Source organism: Halorubrum xinjiangense (assembly GCF_900102375.1).
Taxonomy (GTDB): Archaea; Halobacteriota; Halobacteria; order Halobacteriales; family Haloferacaceae; genus Halorubrum; species Halorubrum xinjiangense.
This window is the reverse complement of the sequence record NZ_FNBO01000006.1, coordinates 39,890-57,280: the sequence shown is the minus strand read 5'-3', so window position 1 is coordinate 57,280 and position 17,391 is coordinate 39,890. Positions and strand designations below refer to the sequence as shown.

Annotated in this window: 13 protein-coding genes; 6 read left to right on the top strand and 7 right to left on the bottom strand. The window is 69.2% G+C overall.

Going from position 1 to position 17,391, the window contains the following annotated elements; genetic code table 11:
* Positions 1–35: 35 nt before the first annotated feature.
* Together F3H13_RS08535 and coxB are read right to left on the bottom strand one after the other, a co-directional pair.
* The gene (locus tag F3H13_RS08535; RefSeq protein WP_149798615.1) at positions 36–2,534 is read right to left on the bottom strand and encodes a cbb3-type cytochrome c oxidase subunit I; all 2,499 of its coding nucleotides are present in this window, start codon (positions 2,532–2,534) and stop codon (positions 36–38) included.
* Entirely contained in the window at positions 2,531–3,307 is a 777-nt protein-coding gene (gene coxB, locus F3H13_RS08530; protein WP_149798614.1) for a cytochrome c oxidase subunit II, read from the bottom strand. Before coxB ends, F3H13_RS08535 begins: the two co-directional genes overlap by 4 nt.
* A gap of 428 nt (positions 3,308–3,735) precedes the next feature.
* Between coxB and F3H13_RS08525 the strand changes: the two genes are divergently transcribed.
* The gene (locus tag F3H13_RS08525; protein WP_149798748.1) at positions 3,736–4,158 is read left to right on the top strand and encodes a hypothetical protein; all 423 of its coding nucleotides are present in this window, start codon (positions 3,736–3,738) and stop codon (positions 4,156–4,158) included.
* Positions 4,159–4,204: 46 nt separating this feature from the next.
* Here F3H13_RS08525 and F3H13_RS08520 read toward each other — a convergent pair whose 3' ends face one another.
* Both F3H13_RS08520 and F3H13_RS08515 read right to left on the bottom strand, forming a co-directional pair.
* Positions 4,205–6,703: an efflux RND transporter permease subunit gene (locus F3H13_RS08520; protein WP_149798613.1), complete on the bottom strand. Its 2,499-nt coding sequence runs from the start codon at positions 6,701–6,703 to the stop codon at positions 4,205–4,207.
* A gap of 60 nt (positions 6,704–6,763) precedes the next feature.
* Entirely contained in the window at positions 6,764–8,482 is a 1,719-nt protein-coding gene (locus F3H13_RS08515; RefSeq protein WP_149798612.1) for a COG1361 S-layer family protein, read from the bottom strand.
* 166 nt (positions 8,483–8,648) lie between these two features.
* Between F3H13_RS08515 and F3H13_RS08510 the strand changes: the two genes are divergently transcribed.
* A complete protein-coding gene (locus F3H13_RS08510) occupies positions 8,649–9,380 on the top strand; it encodes a TetR/AcrR family transcriptional regulator (RefSeq protein WP_149798611.1) in 732 nt (243 codons plus the stop codon).
* A gap of 34 nt (positions 9,381–9,414) precedes the next feature.
* Here the strand turns inward: F3H13_RS08510 and F3H13_RS08505 are convergent, their stop codons facing one another.
* Positions 9,415–10,116, bottom strand: a complete 702-nt coding sequence (locus F3H13_RS08505) for an HD domain-containing protein (RefSeq protein ID WP_149798610.1) — start codon at positions 10,114–10,116, stop codon at positions 9,415–9,417.
* A gap of 184 nt (positions 10,117–10,300) precedes the next feature.
* Between F3H13_RS08505 and F3H13_RS08500 the strand changes: the two genes are divergently transcribed.
* Complete coding sequence (locus F3H13_RS08500; protein WP_149798609.1) at positions 10,301–11,266, top strand: cation diffusion facilitator family transporter; 966 nt, start codon at positions 10,301–10,303, stop codon at positions 11,264–11,266.
* A 66-nt stretch (positions 11,267–11,332) separates the two neighbouring features.
* Positions 11,333–12,067 (top strand): YqjF family protein, encoded by a 735-nt coding sequence (locus F3H13_RS08495; RefSeq protein WP_149798608.1) that lies wholly within the window; start codon positions 11,333–11,335, stop codon positions 12,065–12,067.
* A gap of 45 nt (positions 12,068–12,112) precedes the next feature.
* Here the strand turns inward: F3H13_RS08495 and F3H13_RS08490 are convergent, their stop codons facing one another.
* The gene (locus F3H13_RS08490) at positions 12,113–13,402 is read right to left on the bottom strand and encodes a Glu/Leu/Phe/Val family dehydrogenase (RefSeq protein ID WP_149798607.1); all 1,290 of its coding nucleotides are present in this window, start codon (positions 13,400–13,402) and stop codon (positions 12,113–12,115) included.
* 171 nt (positions 13,403–13,573) lie between these two features.
* Between F3H13_RS08490 and F3H13_RS08485 the strand changes: the two genes are divergently transcribed.
* The gene (locus tag F3H13_RS08485) at positions 13,574–14,038 is read left to right on the top strand and encodes a PH domain-containing protein (protein WP_149798606.1); all 465 of its coding nucleotides are present in this window, start codon (positions 13,574–13,576) and stop codon (positions 14,036–14,038) included.
* Complete coding sequence (locus F3H13_RS08480; protein ID WP_149798605.1) at positions 14,035–16,080, top strand: PH domain-containing protein; 2,046 nt, start codon at positions 14,035–14,037, stop codon at positions 16,078–16,080. The genes F3H13_RS08485 and F3H13_RS08480 overlap by 4 nt, the downstream gene beginning before the upstream one ends.
* An 18-nt stretch (positions 16,081–16,098) precedes the next feature.
* On the opposite strand, the gene F3H13_RS08475 is transcribed toward F3H13_RS08480, so the two are convergent.
* Positions 16,099–17,244 carry an acyl-CoA dehydrogenase family protein gene (locus tag F3H13_RS08475; RefSeq protein WP_149798604.1) on the bottom strand — a complete coding sequence of 382 codons (1,146 nt, stop codon included), beginning with the start codon at positions 17,242–17,244 and terminating at the stop codon, positions 16,099–16,101.
* Positions 17,245–17,391: the final 147 nt, after the last annotated feature.

Genomic DNA, 17,391 nt, shown 5'->3' with positions numbered 1-17,391 from the left:
GTGACGAAGGCGAAAAAACCGTACCGCGAGCCGCCTCAGAAGAGGTAGAACAGCGGGAAGATGAACACCCAGACGATGTCCACGAAGTGCCAGTAGAGGCCGAAGTACTCGATCGGCCGCTCGTCGTCGAGGTAGTGGCCCTGGTACGCCCGGACGAACAGGAAGATGGCGATCACCAAGCCGAGCAGCACGTGGATCCCGTGGAGCCCGGTCGTGACGTAGTAGATCGACGCCTGGATCGGATCGCCGTGGGCGTTCGCGGAGATTGTCACGCCGCGGTCGAAGATCTCGTGGTTCCACTCCCACAGCTTGATCGCCATGAACGTGAACCCGAGCAGGATGGTCGCCCCGAGCGTCGCCAGCAGCCCCTGCCGGCTCTTGCGGCGGGCCGCGACCAGCGCTAAGATCACGGTGAACGAGGACGTGATCAACACGAACGTGTTGATAAGCCCCGGTAGCGACTCCGTCAGCGGCGACCAAGTCATCCAGCCCGCGTTGTAGCGGACGAAGATGGCCGCCGAGAGGAACGCGCCGAAGACGATGACGTCGGAGGCGAGGAAGAACCACATCCCCAGCTTCACCTTCTCGACGCCGTTGAACGGCCAGCGCTCGGCGAACTCGGACGGAGGCGCGTAGAAGTCCTCTAAGCCCCACTTCACGCCGGTGTAGAGGAGCCCGAGCATTCCGGCCACAATCGCGATCGGGTAGAGCGCGTTGGAGATGACGACGTCGCTCTGGAGCGCCGTCTCACCCAGTTCGACGGTGACCGCGTCGGCGAACCCGGAGAAGCCGAACAGCGTGACGCCGAGCGCCAGCGAGAGCGCGAACGGCCAGATACTGGCGTGGCTCGCGTGCTTGTCCCAGTACGGGTACTCGGAGATGTGCGCCGAGTGGCTGTCGCCGCCGTCGGTGGCGACGTCGCCGTTGTCGTCGGTCTTCATCGCGGGCCCGCCGTCCGGCACGTAGTCTTTCACGAACTCCAGTTTCCCGGAGGCGTACGACGGCCGGTTCGGCCAGTTCTCAAGCGGCGGGGGCGAGGAGACCGCCCACTCCGCGGTCCGCGAGTAGTCCCACGGGTTGTCGCCGGCGGGCTCGCCGGAGACGTAGGACTTCGCGAAGTTGTAGAACATGATGAAGAACGAAAGCCCGAGCACGAACGCCCCGATCGTCCCGAACTGGTGGTATATCTGGAACTCGGGGTTGTACTCGAACACCCGGCGGGGGGTCTCCCAGCCGAGGAACATCGAGAAGTAGACGGCGTTGAACCCGAGGAAGAACACCACGAAGTGGAGCTTCCCGAGGAACTCGTCGTACATCTTCCCCGTTATCTTCGGGAACCAGTAGTAGGCCCCGCCGAACAGCGCCGTCGCGCCACCGAACATCACGTAGTGGAAGTGCGCGACCACCCAGTAGGTGCCGCGGAACTCGTAGTCGAGCACGATAGCGCCGAGGAACACCCCGGTGATGCCGCCGAGGATGAACAGCAGCAGCGCGCCGAACGCGAACAGGAACGGCGTCGTGAACTGGATCCGCCCCTTGATCAGCGTGTAGATCAGCGAGAAGACGACCAGGTCGAAGGGAAGTGAGATCCCGATGGTCGTCGCCATCATCAGCGTCTTGATCTCCAGGTTGATCGTCGTCAGGAACATGTGGTGCATCCACACGAGGAACGACTGGACGGAGATCAGACAGATGGAGATGATCACCCACTTCCGACCGACGAGGCGACGCCCGGAGAACGTCTGGAACAGCTCCAGCATGACGCCGAGCGCCGGGAAGAAGACGATGTACACCTCCGGGTGGCCGAAGAACCAGAACAGGTGCCCCCACAGGAGGGAGCCGCCTTCGGTCGCCGAGAAGTAGACGCTCCCGAGGACGCGATCGGCCGCGAGGATCAGCCCGACCGCAAGCAGCGCGGCGAACGCGAACAGCATCATCCACACGGTCGCGAGCATCGACCAGGTGAACATCGGCATGTCCATGATCCCCATCCCTTCGGCCCGGGAGTGATGGATGGACGTGAGGAAGTTCACCGTCGACGCCGTGGTGCCGGTGACGAACATCGCGAGCGCGAGCACCGCACCGGTCGACCCGATGCTCGGCGTGTACATCGGCACGTTGAGCGGGGCGTATATCGTCCACCCCGCGGAGAGCGTCCCGCCCTGGAAGAAGCTGACCGCGAGCAGGAGACCCGAACCGAGGTAGAGCCAGTAGGATAAGGCGTTGAGCCGCGGGAACGCGAGGTCGTCCGCGCCGATCTGAAGCGGGACGAAGTAGTTCGCGAAGCCGAACGCGAACGGCGAGAGGAACCAGAACACCATTATCAGCCCGTGGGCGGTGACGGCCTCGTTGTACGCCAGTCCGGAGAGGATCTGGCTCGTCGGGTCCCACAGCTGGAGGCGGATGAGCAGCGCCATCACGCCGCCGAACAGCAGGAAGAACAGCGCCGTAATCGTGTACAGGATACCGACGTCCTTGTGGTTGGTCGTGACGAACCAGCGCTTCACGGAGGTCGTCGGCGGGAGTCCGCTCATGCGCTCACCCCGCTCTGCGCCGCGGCTTCGAGCCCGGAGGCCTGGATGCTGGCGCTCTCGGAGCTGTTGCCTGTGTTAGCGTACCACTCTTCCCACTCGTCTTGCGGAATGACGGTTACCTGGCCCTTCATGGCGGAGTGGCCCGCACCGCACAGCTCGAAGCACTCGACGCGGTAGGTCGCCTCCCCGCCTTGCGCCTCGACGTCCTCGGAGCTCACCAAGAACCAGTTCTCGTTGTAGTCTCCGGGGATCGCGTCGGATTTTATCCGTAAGTCTGATGAACCGAAGTTGTGCCAGACGTCCCTCGACGTGATGTTGAGGTCGATCCGCTGGTCGGCCGGCACGATCAGTTCGCCCGTTTCGGTGTGGCCGTTCGGGTACTCGTAGTCCCAGCCGTACTGGTAGCCTTCGACCATGATCTCGATGTCGCCCTCACCGTCCGTGTCCGGGCCCTGCTCGACGTAGAGGAGCAGCCCGTACGCGTACACGACGAGGCTGATGACGACGATCGCGCTCAACCCGAACGAGAGGAAGAGCTTCTTCGCTTTCGGACCGCCCTGTCCCGTTGGGAGCTCGCCGACGACCGGTGCGTCGAACTCCTCGTCCGACCGGTTCCCGTCGTCGCGGTACTTGTACACGTTCCACAGCGTGTACGCCACGACGATGGTGCCGACGAGGGTACCGAGCGCGAGGAAGACGAAGAAGATCTCGTCGAAGACCTCCGCCTGTGCGCGCCAGTCGCCCCCCTGTTGTAGGATAACTGGGTCTATCATGTTCGTCTGTCTGCTCTTGTAACTCCCTTGGCGATGGTACACTTATCTCTTGTGTAGCGGGGCGGGGGAAAGGGGCCGTCGAGGCGTCGAGATGGCCGTCCGAACGCGGCGCGGACCGCCTCCCGGAGCGTGCCTCGCGACGCGGACCGCCTCCCGGAGCGTGCCTCGCGACGCGGACCGCTTGCCGGAGCGTGCCCCGCGGCGGCACCCGCCTCCGGGAGCGTTCCTCGCGGCGGTACCCGTCTTCCAATCGAACCCCGCGACGTCTCTCATTCCCCAAACCGAATCCGCGGATTCGTCCGTCGGCGCGGGTGCGCCGGGAGCACCGACGAGCCGAAGCGGACGCGTCGAAGGGTATTTGTACGCGCGAACGGACGCCATAACAACGGATATCCATGACATCACTCACCCTCTTGAGTACGGGGCTGATGGGGCTCCTCGTCGTCGCCACGTTCGTCGCGGTCGCCGAGATCGGGGCGAAGCGGGTCGCTCCCGGCGACGACGAGGCGGGCGGGCGCTACGAGGCGATCGTCGGGGCCCTCGGCGAGGTCGCCCGAACGCCGGTCGTGTGGGCGGTCTCGTTCGTCGGCATCACCGTCCTCGTCGGCGGGAGCATCCTCCTCGGCGTCGGGAGCTTCGGGATCCCGGAAGGGCTCGCCGGGACGCTGGTGAACGTCGCGTACCTGGTCGTCGGCCTGCTCCTCGTCGGCTTCGTCTTCCTCGGCGCCTACTTTGCGACGCGGAGCCGCGGACTCGGTAACGCCCACGGCGTCGCCGCCGGGACCTTAGCGACCGGCGCCGCGTTCCTCGTCCTCGTCACCGTCCAGCTGGTCGTCGGCGTCGTCGGCTGAACTCGTCCGTTTCTGCGTCCGTCCGCTCGTCGAAGGTCCCCCGCTCTCAACGTCGGGCCTCGGTGTCCGAGCCGCGGAGCCCACCGTCGAGGCCGAGGCCGACGCGCGCGCCGTACCGGTCCCACACGACGACGAGCGACGGGACGAGCAGGATCGAACAGAGGTACGCGTAGAACACGCCCAGCGCGAGCAGGATGCCGAAGTCGCGGAGCAGGGGGATCACGGCGAGCCACAGGACGCCGAGCCCGGAGACCGTGGTGAGCATGCTGCCGGTGAGCGCCCCGCCCGTCCCGGCGATGGTGACGTCGAGCGCCTCGTCGATCGGCAGGCCCGCCTTGTACTCGTCGACGAAGCGGTGGACGAAGTGGACGGTGTAGTCGACGCCGAGCCCGATCGAGACGGAGAGGATCGGCGCGTTGATCGGCGTCAACGGGATGTCGAACAGCCGCATCGACCCGACGAGCAGCCCGACCGTGACGAGGACGGGAACGAGGTTCAAGAGGCCGTAGACGGCCTTCCCCTCGAGGTACGCGTACGACAGCGCCAAGAACAGCGCTGTGAGCCCGAAGGCGGCGAAGAGGCTCCGGATCGCCGACTCGGTCAACAGGTCGATCACGGCCTCGTTGACGACGAGGTCGCCGGTCGGCACGGCTTCGAGCGGGGTGCGCTCGGCGAGGTCGCGCACGTCCGCGACCGCCTCCGAGTTGTCGACGCCCGGCTCGATCGTGTAGTCGATGCGCGCGCTGCCGCGGTCGGCCGCCACGTACCCGCGCGCTTGCCCCTCCGCGGAGGAGTCCAAGAGCGCGTCGTACACCTCGTCGACGTTCCGGTCGGGAACGCCGTTGCCGAGGCGGTCGTTGCGCTCGACGAGCGCGGCGAACTCGGGGTCCCGCTCCGCACGATCCTCGATCACCGTAACGATGCTCGTCGCCTGCGCGCGGCGCTCGTCGGTCGTCGCGAAGGTGTCCGGCGGGTTCCGCGTCGTCCGGTCGATCAGCTCCAAGGCGTCGTCGTCTCTGACCGACTGGTCGACGTACAGCGTCACCGATCCCACGAAGTCCTGTTCGAACTCCTCCTCGAAGAGGGTCAACACGTCGAGGAACGTGTACTCCGTCGGCGCGAACGGCTCCGGGAGGTCCGCGTACGTCTCCAGTCGCTCCTCGTCCGGAAAGAACGCCTCCTCCGAGAACTCCGTGTTCACGCCGGTGCCGTAGGCGCCGCCGACCGCGCCGCCGACGAGGAGGAGAGCGACCACCGCGACGGGGGCGATCCGCGAGAGGTCGACGCCCACGTGGAGGACCCGGGCGAGCCGCGAGCCGCCGGAGCCGAGCGCGGTCGTTCCGAACTCGGGGATCGGGAGGCGCTCGCGCCACCGGTCGGCGAGCACCTTCGCGGCCGGGAGGTAGACGCCGAAGACCAGCAGCGTGAACGTGATCCCGGCGGCCGCGACGATCCCGAAGTCGCGGTTGGGATCGAAGGGGCTCACCACGTTGGAGACGAGCCCGAACACCGTGGTGATCGTCACGAGCAGGAAGGCGATGAGCAGCTGGTCGGTGGTGGTCCGCATCGACCGCTCGATCCCGGTCCCGGTCGCCCGCTCCTCGCGGTAGCGGTTGACGATGTGGATCCCGAAGTCGATCCCGACCGCGAGCAGGAGCGGGAAGACCGTCACCAGCGAGTCGGAGAAGGGGATCCCGGCGTACCCCATGAACCCGAACGTCCAGAGGAGCGAGATGAGCAGCGCGGAGATGCCGATCGCCATGTCGATCGGGTCGCGGTAGGCGAAGATCAGGAAGCCGACGATCAGAATGAGCGCCGCCGGAAAGACGATGATCGCGGTGTCCGTCAGCAGCGCGGTGATCTCCGACTGGAGGACGCCGTCGCCGAAGAGGATCGCGTTCTCGCCCGCCTCGTTCCCCGGCACCGAGTCGACGACGCCGACGCTGCGCGTCTGGAGCTCAGTCACCCGCGCCGTCGTCGCCGCGTCCGGTAGGTCGTAGGTGATCCCCACGATGGCGGTGTCCGCCGCCTGGGCAGTGGGGTTGTAGTCGACGGACACCTGCGACGCGATCGCCCCCGTCTCGTCGGCGTCGTCGATCGCCGCCCGCAGTTCGGCCGGCGTCGCCTCGGCCACGGCGTCGCGGCGCTCTCCCGCGTCCGCCGCGTCCGGGTCCAGTTGCCGCGCGATCGCGTCCGCGTGGCTCGACGTCGACGCGACCCGGAGCGTCGAGCGCGACTCCAGCCGATGTTGGGTCTCCAGCGTCCGGACCAAGGCGTCGCGGGAGAGGACGTTATCGTCGGAGACGATCACCTGCGCCGACGTCGCGGAGCCGCCGATCGACGTCTCGAACTCCTCGTCGATGTCGTCGAGCGCCTGCTGTGCGGGAATGTCCTGCGTGAACTGGTCCGCGCCCGCGCTCGTCTCGATGCCGGTCAGTCCCCCGGCGAACGCGACGGTGACGAGGAGGAAGATCGCCAGGACCGCCAGCGGGCGCTCCGTGACGACGCGGTCGATCTCCTCTATCAGCCGGTCGGCCGCGGTCACCGGTGCCCCGCTGTCCGGCGCGTGCTCGCTCGGCGTTCGGTGGCGTGTCCGCTCATCGGATCACCGCCGTCGGTACCAGACGGCGCCGCCGACCGCGGCGACGACCAGGAGAACGCCGACGGCGATCAGCCCGGTCGGCGTGCCGCCGTCGTCGACGGGCGCGGTCACCGACACCGGGACCTGTGTGACGTCCGAGATGCGGTCGTTGCCCCGCTCGTCGTCGTACCGGAAGTCGATCTCGATCGGGTGGTCCTCGACGCTCGCGCTCCCCGCGGCGGACACCTCGAACCAGATATCCTCGGACTCGCCGGGTTCGAGCTCGTCGACGAACGCCTCGTCGTTGACCGCCGTCAGCGGGCTGTCGGCGTAGAGGCCGGCGTTGATCGACGCGAGGGTCTCCGGCCGCCGGTTCGTGATCGTGGCGTTGATCCGCCGCGTCTCGCCGGCGGGGATCGTGGCGTTCTCGACCGCGAGTTCGAACTCGGGCTGCCGGGGCGCCACCTCGACGCGACGGGTCTCCTCGACCGTGAGCGTCGCGTCGCCGCTCTCGTACTCCGTCGTGAACCGGAACTGCCGGGGGCCGGGGTCGGCGCTCCCGCTCACGTCGGCGTCGAAGGTGAAGTTCGCCGACTCGCCGGCGGGGATCGTCGGGAGCGCGTACCGGCTCTCGCCGAGGCTCACCCGGTTGCTGCCGGAGTCGGCGACGAGGACCGCGTCCTCGACGTCGAGCGGCCCCTCGTTCGTGAGGGTGCCGGTGACCGTCCCGGAGTACCCGACCTCGAGCGTGCCGGAGACGCCGTCGAGCGAGAACGACTGCTCGCGGACCGGGACGACGCCGGCGCGCGCGGCCGCCGCGGTCGCGTCGACGCCGTCGGGATCGCGGTAGTCGACCGTCGAGGAGAGCGCGTACGCGCCCTCGCCGAACGACTCGCCGACCGAGGAGTCGAACGTCACCGTCCGGTTCTCACCCGGCGCCCAGTCGCCGACGAACGACTGGCCGCCGCCCTCGCCGGACCCGAGCCGGACCCCCGGGCTGGTCGTGGTCCCGGAGACCACCGCGTCGCGGGCGGTCTCGTCGCCCACGTTCGCCATCGTGACGGTCACGTCGCCACCCCCACCCACCTGCGCGTCGGTGTCGGTCTCCAGCACGGCGAACCGCGCGCCGTCGTCGACGACGATGGTCAGGTCGAAGCGGTCGATGCCGCGCCGGTCCTTGTGGTCGTTGAACTCGGGGATTACCTCGAAGGTGTACCGGTACCGAGCGGTTGCCTCCACCTCGTACCTCCCGTCGGGTACGTCGTCGGGCACGGTCACGTCGAGCGGGACGGAGACCGGGCTCGCGGAGGTCGGCACGTCGCCGACCGGGATCTCGCCGTCCTCGACGTCGATCGGCACGCCGCCGTCGTCGATCTCGAGGGTGAGCCCGCGCGCGGTCGTGACCCGGGAGTCGAGCTGGTTGCCGATCGTCATCTCCCCGGTGTTGACGATGTCGACCGTGACGGTCGACTCGGCGCCGCTCGGGACCGACCGCTGCGAGGCGAAGAGTTCCAGCACGGGCGACCCGCGGACCTGTCTGTCAGTCGGGTCCGATTCGGTGCCTGCCTGCGCGACGACGCCGTCGGCGATCGGGCCGTCGATTCCGGAGAGCGCCGCGGCGTCGCCGCCGTCCGCCGTCCCCGCGCTCGTGGCCGCGGCACCGGCGAGCGAGACGCCGACGAGCAGCGCGGTCACCGCGACGAGGGCGAGCGCGGCGGTCGCGAGCCGCGCCGACCGACTCATCGATCCCCTCCGCCGGACCGGTGGGAGGGTCTGGTCGCGCGGAGCGACCGGTCGTACCGTGACGCGTCGGGTCGAGTCATACGTCTCTGTCAGGCGCCGGCGGCATAAGCGTGTTGAATGAACGTTCAATCAGGAGGGATATATACCGGACTCCTCTAGGCGGCGTATGAACGACCCGTTCGCGGAGCCGTCGAACACCCGACAGGCGATCCTCGGCGCGGCGTTCCGCGCGCTCTGTGAACACGGCTACGCGAACGTCACGATCCAGCGGATCGGCGACGAGTTCGACAAGAGCCCGTCGCTGGTGTACCACCACTACGACGGGAAAGACGAGCTGTTGATCGACCTCCTCGGGTTCCTGCTCGACGAGTTCGAGGCGTCCATCGGGGACGGGGGCGTCGCGGGGCCGCGGGACGACGGCGCGGCGGCCGCGAGCGACGTGCCCGAGGTGGCTCCCGAGGAGGCCTTCGACCGCTCGGCGCGGGAGCAGCTCGACGGCTACCTCACGGCGGCCGTCGACCCCGCGTCGCTCGACGATCCGTACGCCCCCGACGCGCGGTTCGTCACGGTGATGACCGAGCTGCGCTCGCAGGCCGCGAGCGACGAGGCGTACCGCGACCACTTCGACCGAAGCGACCGGGTCTTCGGCGAGTACCTCGAACGGCTCGTCCGCGAGGCGGCGGTCGACGTCTCCGGTGAGGGCGCCGAGGCGGCGGACGACGAGCGGACCGTGGCCGCGGCGGAGGTGGCCGCGACGCTCCAGACGTTCGCGACGGGCGGGATGTTCCGCTGGGCGACGACGAACGAGCGGGCGTGGGTCGCGGACTCCCGTGCCGGGATCGACCGCTACCTAGAGACGATGCTGCCGCTCGTCGAGACGACCGGTTCCGAGGGGTAGCGGCCGAAGCCGCGGCCGACGGACGCGAGTGCCGTCAGCGGTCGGTGACGCCCTCGGCGTCCATCCGGGACACCTCCTCTTCGAGCCACTCGCGGAGCCACTTCACGCGCTTGATGCGCTGGTGCGCGATGCTCTCGGCGGTGTCGGAGACGACGCGCTCGGTGTGGTCGCGGGCGCGTTCGAGCACGCGGTCGACCATCTTGGCGGCGTCCATGTGCGTGCGCGACTCGTACCCCATCCGCAACAGCATGAGGACGGCGCCGTTGGCGCCGACCTTGTCGAGCACGTCGGCTTCGATCAGACACCGGCTCTCCAAGGGGACGTCGTCGAGGTCGCCGGTGTACGAGTGGTCGACGACCGCTCCGCACACCTCCTCGATGAAAGACTCGGGGTAGTTGCCGCGGCTCTGGAGGTACTCGCGGGTGACGCGCGCGCCGGCCTCCGCGTGGACGTCCTGTTCGGCCTCCAGCTTGGCGACGTCGTGGAAGACGGCCGCGACCCGGACCACGTCGACGTCGGCGCCCTCGGCCTCCGCGATCTCCGTCGCGAGGTCGACGACGTTGAGGATGTGGTTGAACCGGTACGACGCCGAGTGCCACGGGTACCAGCGCATCCGGCCGCCGTCGTCCTCGCTCTCGACGCTGGCCGCGAGGTAGTCGCGGACGAACCCTTTCATCTCCTCGAAATCCTCGTCGCTCACCTCCGTTTCCTTAATTTCGACGCCCACGGGGACCACCTCGGGCGAAAAGATCGTGATTCATTACCGTCACCGAGGAGCGTTTCGGTCTTAGGCGTTACGACGGAGTCTCCCGCCGGAGATGCGGCGGACGTCGGGAGCGCGGGCGGCCCTCCCGCGAGGGGAGAGACGAGCGCCGCCGCGACGCGGGACCCTTAACAGGGTCGCGAGCGCAATGTCGTCTATGTCGAGCCCCTTCGGAAGCGGCGACCGCGCTCGGTTCCAGCGGGCGGCAGCGGTCAACGTCGCCGGCAACGCGGTGAAGATCGCCGTGGAGGGGGCGGCGGGGATCGCGTTCGGCAGCGTGGCGCTGGTGGCCGACGCCGCCCACTCGGTCGCCGACCTCGTCGCGAGCGCGGTCGTGTTCGTCTGGGGGGGCTCGCGGTACGAGAGCGCCGACGAGACGCACCCGCACGGCCATCAGCGCATCGAGCCGCTGACCGCGTTGCTCGTCGGCGCGACCATCGTCATCCTCGGGCTCCTCCTGTTGCGCGAGTCGGTCCTCGGACTGCTCGGAGCGCACAGCCCGCCCCGGAAGAGCCTCCTCCTCGTCGCCGCGCTGCTGTTCGCGATGGCGGACATGTACCTGCTGTACTGGTACACCGAGCGGGTCAACGCCGACCTCGGCTCGACCGCGCTCACCGCGCTCGCGGTCGACTGCCTCAACGACATCTACACCACGATCGCCGCCCTCGTCGGCGTGTTCGGCGTGTTCCTCGACGTCCCGATCCTCGACCCGGTCGCCGGCGCGCTCGTCAGCGTCCTCGTCGTCTACCAGGGGGTCGAGATCGGCCGCGAGAACGTCACCTACCTCGTTGGCGGGGCCCCGCCGCCGGGCGACCGGGAACGCGTCGTCGCCGCGCTCCGCGATAACTCCGCCGTCGAGGGCGTCCACGACCTCACAGTGTTCTACGACGGGACGGACCTAGAGGTCGAGGTCCACGTCGAGGTCGACGGCGAGATGACGCTCCGCGAGGCCCACGACGTGGAGACGGAGCTGGTCACGACCCTCCGCGCGCTGGAGGACGTCGGCGACGTCCACGTCCACCTCGACCCCTCCGGGCTGGGAGAGTGGAAGGACGCGCCGGAGGGGTCGGACCCTTCGGGGACGTCGGGCGCTCGCGGCGGCGACGCAGGCCCGCGAGAGTGACCGGACGGGAGGTCCGAAACCGCCGGCTGCGTGCGGGTTTTGTCCCTCCGGACCCTACTTCCGAATATGCTCGGTCGCCGCTGGCTGGAGATGACGTGGCGGGACGGACTGTTCGCCCACTGGCCCGTCGACCCGGCGACTGTCGCCGCGTCGCTCCCCGACGCGCTCTCGGTCGCGACCCACGACGGCGACGCCTACCTCGGGGTCGTCCCGTTCGTGATGGACGACATCCGGCCGCGCGGAGTGCCGATGGGGCTGTCGTTTCCCGAGCTCAACCTCCGGACCTACGTCGACGGGCCGGACGGCCCGGGCGTCTACTTCCACAGCCTCGACGCCGACGACCGGCTCGGCGTCGCGGTCGCTCGCGGGCTGTTCCGGCTCCCGTACTACCGCGCCGAGACCGACGTTCGGCGCACCGCAGCGGGCGACGGGCTCGGCCGCCGGGGCGTCGACACGGACGAGGGCGACGCCGTCCGCTTCGCGAGCCGCCGCGTCCACAGGGGCGCCCCGCACGCGCGCTTCGACGCGACCTACGCGCCGGCCGGCGAGGCGTTTACCCCCGAGCCGGGGTCGCTGCCCGCATTCCTGCTGGAGAACTACCGGTTCTACACCGCCGGTTCGGGTGGCCGACTGTACGTCGGCGAGATCGACCACGATCCGTGGACGCTGCGACCCGCGGCGGCGGAGATCCGGGCGAACACGCTGTTCGCGGCCAACGGCTTCGAGGCTCCCGAAGGCGACCCGGTGCTCCACTACGGCGAGCCGATCGCGGTCACCGCGGACCGGATCAGGCGAGTCTGAGGGCCGGCGGGGAGTCCGCGGGAAGCCCGGCAGCGGTCGGTTCGCTCACGGGAACAGCCCGCGATACTCGTGGGCCTTCGCCGTGCGCTCCAAGGCGAGCGTGTACGCGGCGGTGCGCAGGTCGGGCAGGTCCTTCGCGTCGTACTGCTCGATTGTCTCGTCGAACGCGGTGCCGATGCGGCGCTCAAGCTCGGCGTTGACGGTCTCCAGCGGCCACGAGAACTCCTGGGCGTTCTGGACCCACTCCAGGTACGAGACGATAACGCCCCCCGCGTTCGCGAGGATGTCCGGCACGACTTGGATGTCGCGCTCAGTGAGGGCCTTGTCGGCGGCCACCGTCGTCGGACCGTTGGCGGCCTCGACGATCGCGGACGCCCGGAGGTCGCCGACGTTTTCGTCGGTGATCACGCCCTCGACGGCGGCCGGGATGAGCACGTCGACGTCGAGCGTCAACAGTTCCGCGTTGGTGATCGCGTCCGGGTTGTCCCAGCTGGACCCGTCCGCGCCGCCCCGGTACTCGCCCGCGACGTACTCCTCGATCAGCCCGCCGGCGTCGACGTGCGCGCCGAGCGCCGCCACGTCGAGCCCGTCGCGGTCGTACGCCGCGCCGGTGACGTCCGAGGTGGCGACCACGTTCGCGCCCGACTCGTCGAGGAGCCGGGCCGCGTTCGACCCGACGTTCCCGAACCCCTGAATCGCGATGGAGGCGTCGGAGAGGTCGCGGTCGAGGTACTCGAAGAGCCGCTCGGTGACGAGCGAGACGCCGCGGCCGGTTGCCTCGACGCGGCCGGGCGTCCCGCCGATCTCCAGCGGCTTCCCGGTGACGACCTGCGGGATGGAGTGCCCCTCGTACATCGAGTAGGTGTCCATCATCCACGCCATCGTCTGCGGGTTCGTGTTCATGTCCGGGGCCGGCACGTCGGTCTCTGGGCCGATCATCCGGCGGATCCCCTCGGTGTACCGGCGGGTGAGCCGTTCGAGGTCGCGCTCGGTGAGGTCCTTGGGCTCGCAGATCACGCCGCCCTTCGCGCCGCCGTATGGGAGGTCGACCAGCGCCGTCTTCCAGGTCATCCACCCGGCGAGCGCCTCCACCTCGCGCTGGGTGACCGAGGGGTGGAACCGGACGCCGCCTTTAAATGGGCCGCGCGCGCTGTCGAACTGGCAACGGTACCCCTCGAACACCTCGACCTCGCCGGACTCCAGCTCGACCGGGAGCGTCACCTTCAGCGTACGCTCGGGGTGTTTGAGCCGCTCGAACACCCCGTGATCCACGTCTGCGTACTCCTCGGCGCGGTCCATCTGGGCGAGCATGTTCTCGAACGGATCGTCGGCCATGGCTGGCACGACTCGATCACCCGTGATATCGGTTTCGGCAAGTATCGCCATCGGGAGAGAATATGTATCACGGTTTTTCACCCGTTTTTCTTCGGCGTGTCCGGCCGGACTTATACGTCGGGGGCGTCAATCGCCGGCCATGACACACGGACGCGAGACGGGGGACCGTCGATGACGGCACAGACGCTCCACCCCCGAGTCCAGGTCGTGTGGGTCCTCCGCGCGGTGCTGCTCTCGGCGCTCGTCACCGCCCCGTTCGCCGGCGGCGCGTACCTCGAGTACCTCCCGCGGTGGGCACCGGTCGCCGTCGGGGCCGTCGCCCTGACGCTCACGGTCGCGCACGCGCTGCTCCGCTACCGCCGCTGGAGCTACGAGATCCGCGAGGACGCGATCTACCTCGACCGCGGCGTGATCACGCAGGTGCGGACGACGGTGCCGCTGGTGCGGATCCAGCACGTCGACTCCCGGCGCGGCCCGATCGAGCGGAGCGTCGGGCTCGCCTCCTGCGTGGTGTACACCGCCGGATCGCGGGGCGCGGACGTCCGAATACCGGGGCTGACGCCGGACGGCGCGAGCGACCTCCGCGAGGAGCTGAAGCGGCTGGCGATCCGCGCCGACGGGGAGGACGCGGTGTGAAGCTGGCGCCGCAGTCGGTCCCGTACCGGGCGCTCCAGAAGGCGGCCGGGACCGCCGTTGCGCTGTTCGTGATCGTGAACAGTGGCGGGTTCGGCCTCCCGTTCGCGGTCGGCGGCGGGGCCGCGGTCCTGCTCGTCACCTTCGCCTACGAGATCGCGTACTACCGCCGGTTCGAGTACGTCCTCACCGCGGACACGCTCGACATCTCCTCCGGCGTCATCTCCCGGCGCGAGCGGGAGATCCCGTACCGGCGGATCCAGAACGTCGACGTGAGCCGCGGCGTCGTCCAGCGCGCGATCGGCGTCGCCGCAGTCGATTTAGAGACCGCCGGCGGCTCCAGCACGGAGGGGTCGATCCGGTTCGTCACGCCCGAGGAAGCGACGCGGCTCCAGCGCGAGGTCCAGCGGCGGAAGTCGGCGGCAACCCGTCGGGACGATGACGGCGAGGCGGCGGGCGCCGACAGCGAGGCGGCGGGCACCGATGCCGAGGCGGTCGACGCCGGCCGCGACGACGCGTTCGCGCCGGACGAGGAGGAGCTGTTCGCCATCTCGCCGAGCGAGCTCGCCCTTGTCGGGGCGTTGTCGTTCGACGGGCGCCTGATCGGGCTCTTAGCGTTCCTGAGCTCCGGGTCGTTCCCGGTGCTGTCAAGCTTCCTGCCGGAGACGTCGGCCGCCGCGCTCACCGCGACGGCGTTCGTCGGCGTGGCGGCGCTTTTCATCGCGTCGTGGCTCATCGGCGCGGGGCTCGCGTTCTCGAACTACTACGGGTTCCGGCTCGCTCGCGCCGGCGACGAGCTACGCTACGAGCGCGGGCTGTTCCGCCGGTACAGCGGCTCGATCCCGACCGAAAAGGTCCAAGCGCTGCGGATCACTGACAACCCGGCGAAGCGCGCGCTCGGCTACGCGAGCCTCTCCATCGAGACCGCGGGGTACGCCCCCGGACAGGGCCCGGAGTCCGGCAACCAGTCCGCCGTGCCGATCGCCGCGACCGAGCGCGTCTACCGGCTCGCACACGAGATCGAGTCGTTCGGAACGCCGGAGTTCAGTCGGCCGCCAAAGCGGATCAGGTGGCGGTACGTCATCCGGTACGCGATGATCGTCGGCGTCCTCACCGGGATCGCGTACGGGGTGAACTGGTACGTCTCCCCGTCGCTCCCGTGGTACGGCGTCGCCGCGCTCCTCGTCGTCGTCCCGCCCGCGGCGCACCTGAAGTGGAAACACCGCGGCTACTGGGTCGGCGAGGACCACCTGCTCACGCGCAACGGGTTCTGGGGCCGCACCGTCGCGGTCGTCCCGTACTACCGGATCCAGAACGTGATCGACAGCCGCACCGCCTTCCAGCGCCGGTGGGGCGTCGCGACGATCGTCGCCGACACGGCGGGGACCAGTTCGCTGACCGGCAGCGACGCCGCAGCCGTCGACTTCGAGGTCGGTGAGGCCGAGGCGCTGAAGGAGACGCTCACAGAGCGGCTCGCGACCGCCGTTGCGGAGCGGCGGAGCGGCGGAACCGACTCGTTCGAGTGGCTCGATGAAGACATCGGGGGAGAGGAGGGAGTCGTCCGTAGCGGACGGACCGGCGGGGACGGAGAAGTCGACCGCGACGAGGCGGCTCGCGGCGAGGCGGCCGGCGTCGACGCGGCCGGCGGCGAGACGACCAGCGCCGAGGCGGCCGGCGGAGGCGGCCCCGTCGAGGACGCGGTCGTCAACGCGGAGGCGGACGACACGGTGACCGAGGAACCCGACGAGGACGACCTCGACGTCCCCGACGACGGCGTCGTCCGCCCGGACTTCTCGCCGAGCGGTCGCGACTACTCAGAGCCGGCAGAGCGGATCGACACGGGCGGGTACGCCGTCGACCAGAACCCGTCGGACGCCGACGTCGCTCACGGCCCCCGAGCCAACGAAGCGGGCGACCCGGACGAGACGGAAGAGGACCGGGACGGAGACGGAACGAACGGCGACCGCAACGAGGACGAACGGGCGGACGCCGACGACGCAGACGACGGCCCCGCGAACGACGACACCGCCGGCTCGCGTGACTGAACCGCGCGGCTGACTGCGCTACTCGTCGAGCAGCTGTTTGGCGATCGTGTTCCGCAACACTTCGCTCGTTCCCTCGTAGATCTCCGAGAGCTTCGCGTCGCGGTAGAAGCGCTCGGCGGGGAAGTCCTTGGTGTAGCCGTAGCCGCCGTGGATCTGGATCCCCTCGTTGGCGACCTCGCGGGCGATCTCCGAGGCATACAGCTTCGCCTGTGCGGCCTCCTTGATGTAGTCCTCGTCGCGCATCTTCAGGTCGGCCGCCTCGTGCATCAGTAGCTCCGCGGCGCGGGCCTTCGTGTCCATGTCGGCGAGCTTGTGCTGGATGGCCTGGAAGTCGCTGATGGGGCGGTCGAACTGCTCGCGCTCCTGGGCGTAATCCTTCGCCTCGTCGAGGGCGGCGCGGGCGATGCCGACCGACCGGGCCGCGATGGTGATCCGGCCGCCGTTGAGCGTCTTCAGCGCGTGGACGAATCCCTCGCCCTCCTCGCCGAGCCGCCGCTCCTCGGGGATCCACATGTCGTCGAACCGCAGCTCCGCGGTCGGACACCCCTTGTCGCCGAGCTTGTCCTCGGTCCCCTCGACGACGAACCCGTCGTCCGCCTCGGGCCGCACGACGAACGAGGAGATGCCCTTCCGGCCGGCGTCCGGGTCGGTCTTGGCGAACAGCGTGACCGTGTCCGCGACGGAGCCGTTCGAGATCCAGAGCTTCCCGCCGTTGACGACGTAGCCGTCGCCGTCGCGCTCAGCAGTGGTCGACATCGCCGGCACGTCCGAGCCGGCCTCGGCCTCCGAGAGCGCGAACGCGCCGATGTCCTCGGCGGTGTTCAGGGCGGTGAGGTACTCCTCCTTCTGGGCCTCGTCGCCGAACTCGTAGAGCATGTTGCCGGCGAGCGAGGTGTGGGCGGCGACGACGGTCCCGAGCCCCCCGGAGCCGCGGGAGATCTCCTCGAGCCCGATCGCGTAGCTGTGGTAGTCGAGGCCGGCGCCCTCGTACTCGACCGGGAACGGCATGCCCATGAGCCCGAGGTCGGCCATCTCCTCGACCAGGTCCGCTGGGAACTCGTCGGTCTCGTCGATCTCGGCCGCGCGCGGGACGACCTCCTCGTCGACGAACTCCGCGACCGTGTCGCGGATCTGACGCTGCTCTTCGGTGAGCGTGAACTCCATGGTGGAGCGTTCGGCCGGGCGGACTTAGCCGTTTCCACACGGTTGTACACGGGTCGACGGTTCGTCGGCGCGGACAGGGACCGAGTCGTGCGGTTTCACCGCCCCGGACGGCGAGCGACAGTCGGCCGGCGTTCCACGAGGGTTTTT

Excerpts from the sequence above, each read along its gene's own strand:
- F3H13_RS08535 (WP_149798615.1), bottom strand. The coding sequence starts at position 2,534 with ATGAGCGGACTCCCGCCGACGACCTCCGTGAAGCGCTGGTTCGTCACG.
- coxB (WP_149798614.1), bottom strand. The coding sequence starts at position 3,307 with ATGATAGACCCAGTTATCCTACAACAGGGGGGCGACTGGCGCGCACAG.
- F3H13_RS08525 (WP_149798748.1), top strand. The coding sequence starts at position 3,736 with ATGGGGCTCCTCGTCGTCGCCACGTTCGTCGCGGTCGCCGAGATCGGG.
- F3H13_RS08515 (WP_149798612.1), bottom strand. The coding sequence starts at position 8,482 with ATGAGTCGGTCGGCGCGGCTCGCGACCGCCGCGCTCGCCCTCGTCGCG.
- F3H13_RS08510 (WP_149798611.1), top strand. The coding sequence starts at position 8,649 with ATGAACGACCCGTTCGCGGAGCCGTCGAACACCCGACAGGCGATCCTC.
- F3H13_RS08500 (WP_149798609.1), top strand. The coding sequence starts at position 10,301 with ATGTCGAGCCCCTTCGGAAGCGGCGACCGCGCTCGGTTCCAGCGGGCG.
- F3H13_RS08495 (WP_149798608.1), top strand. The coding sequence starts at position 11,333 with ATGCTCGGTCGCCGCTGGCTGGAGATGACGTGGCGGGACGGACTGTTC.
- F3H13_RS08490 (WP_149798607.1), bottom strand. The coding sequence starts at position 13,402 with ATGGCCGACGATCCGTTCGAGAACATGCTCGCCCAGATGGACCGCGCC.
- F3H13_RS08485 (WP_149798606.1), top strand. The coding sequence starts at position 13,574 with ATGACGGCACAGACGCTCCACCCCCGAGTCCAGGTCGTGTGGGTCCTC.
- F3H13_RS08475 (WP_149798604.1), bottom strand. The coding sequence starts at position 17,244 with ATGGAGTTCACGCTCACCGAAGAGCAGCGTCAGATCCGCGACACGGTC.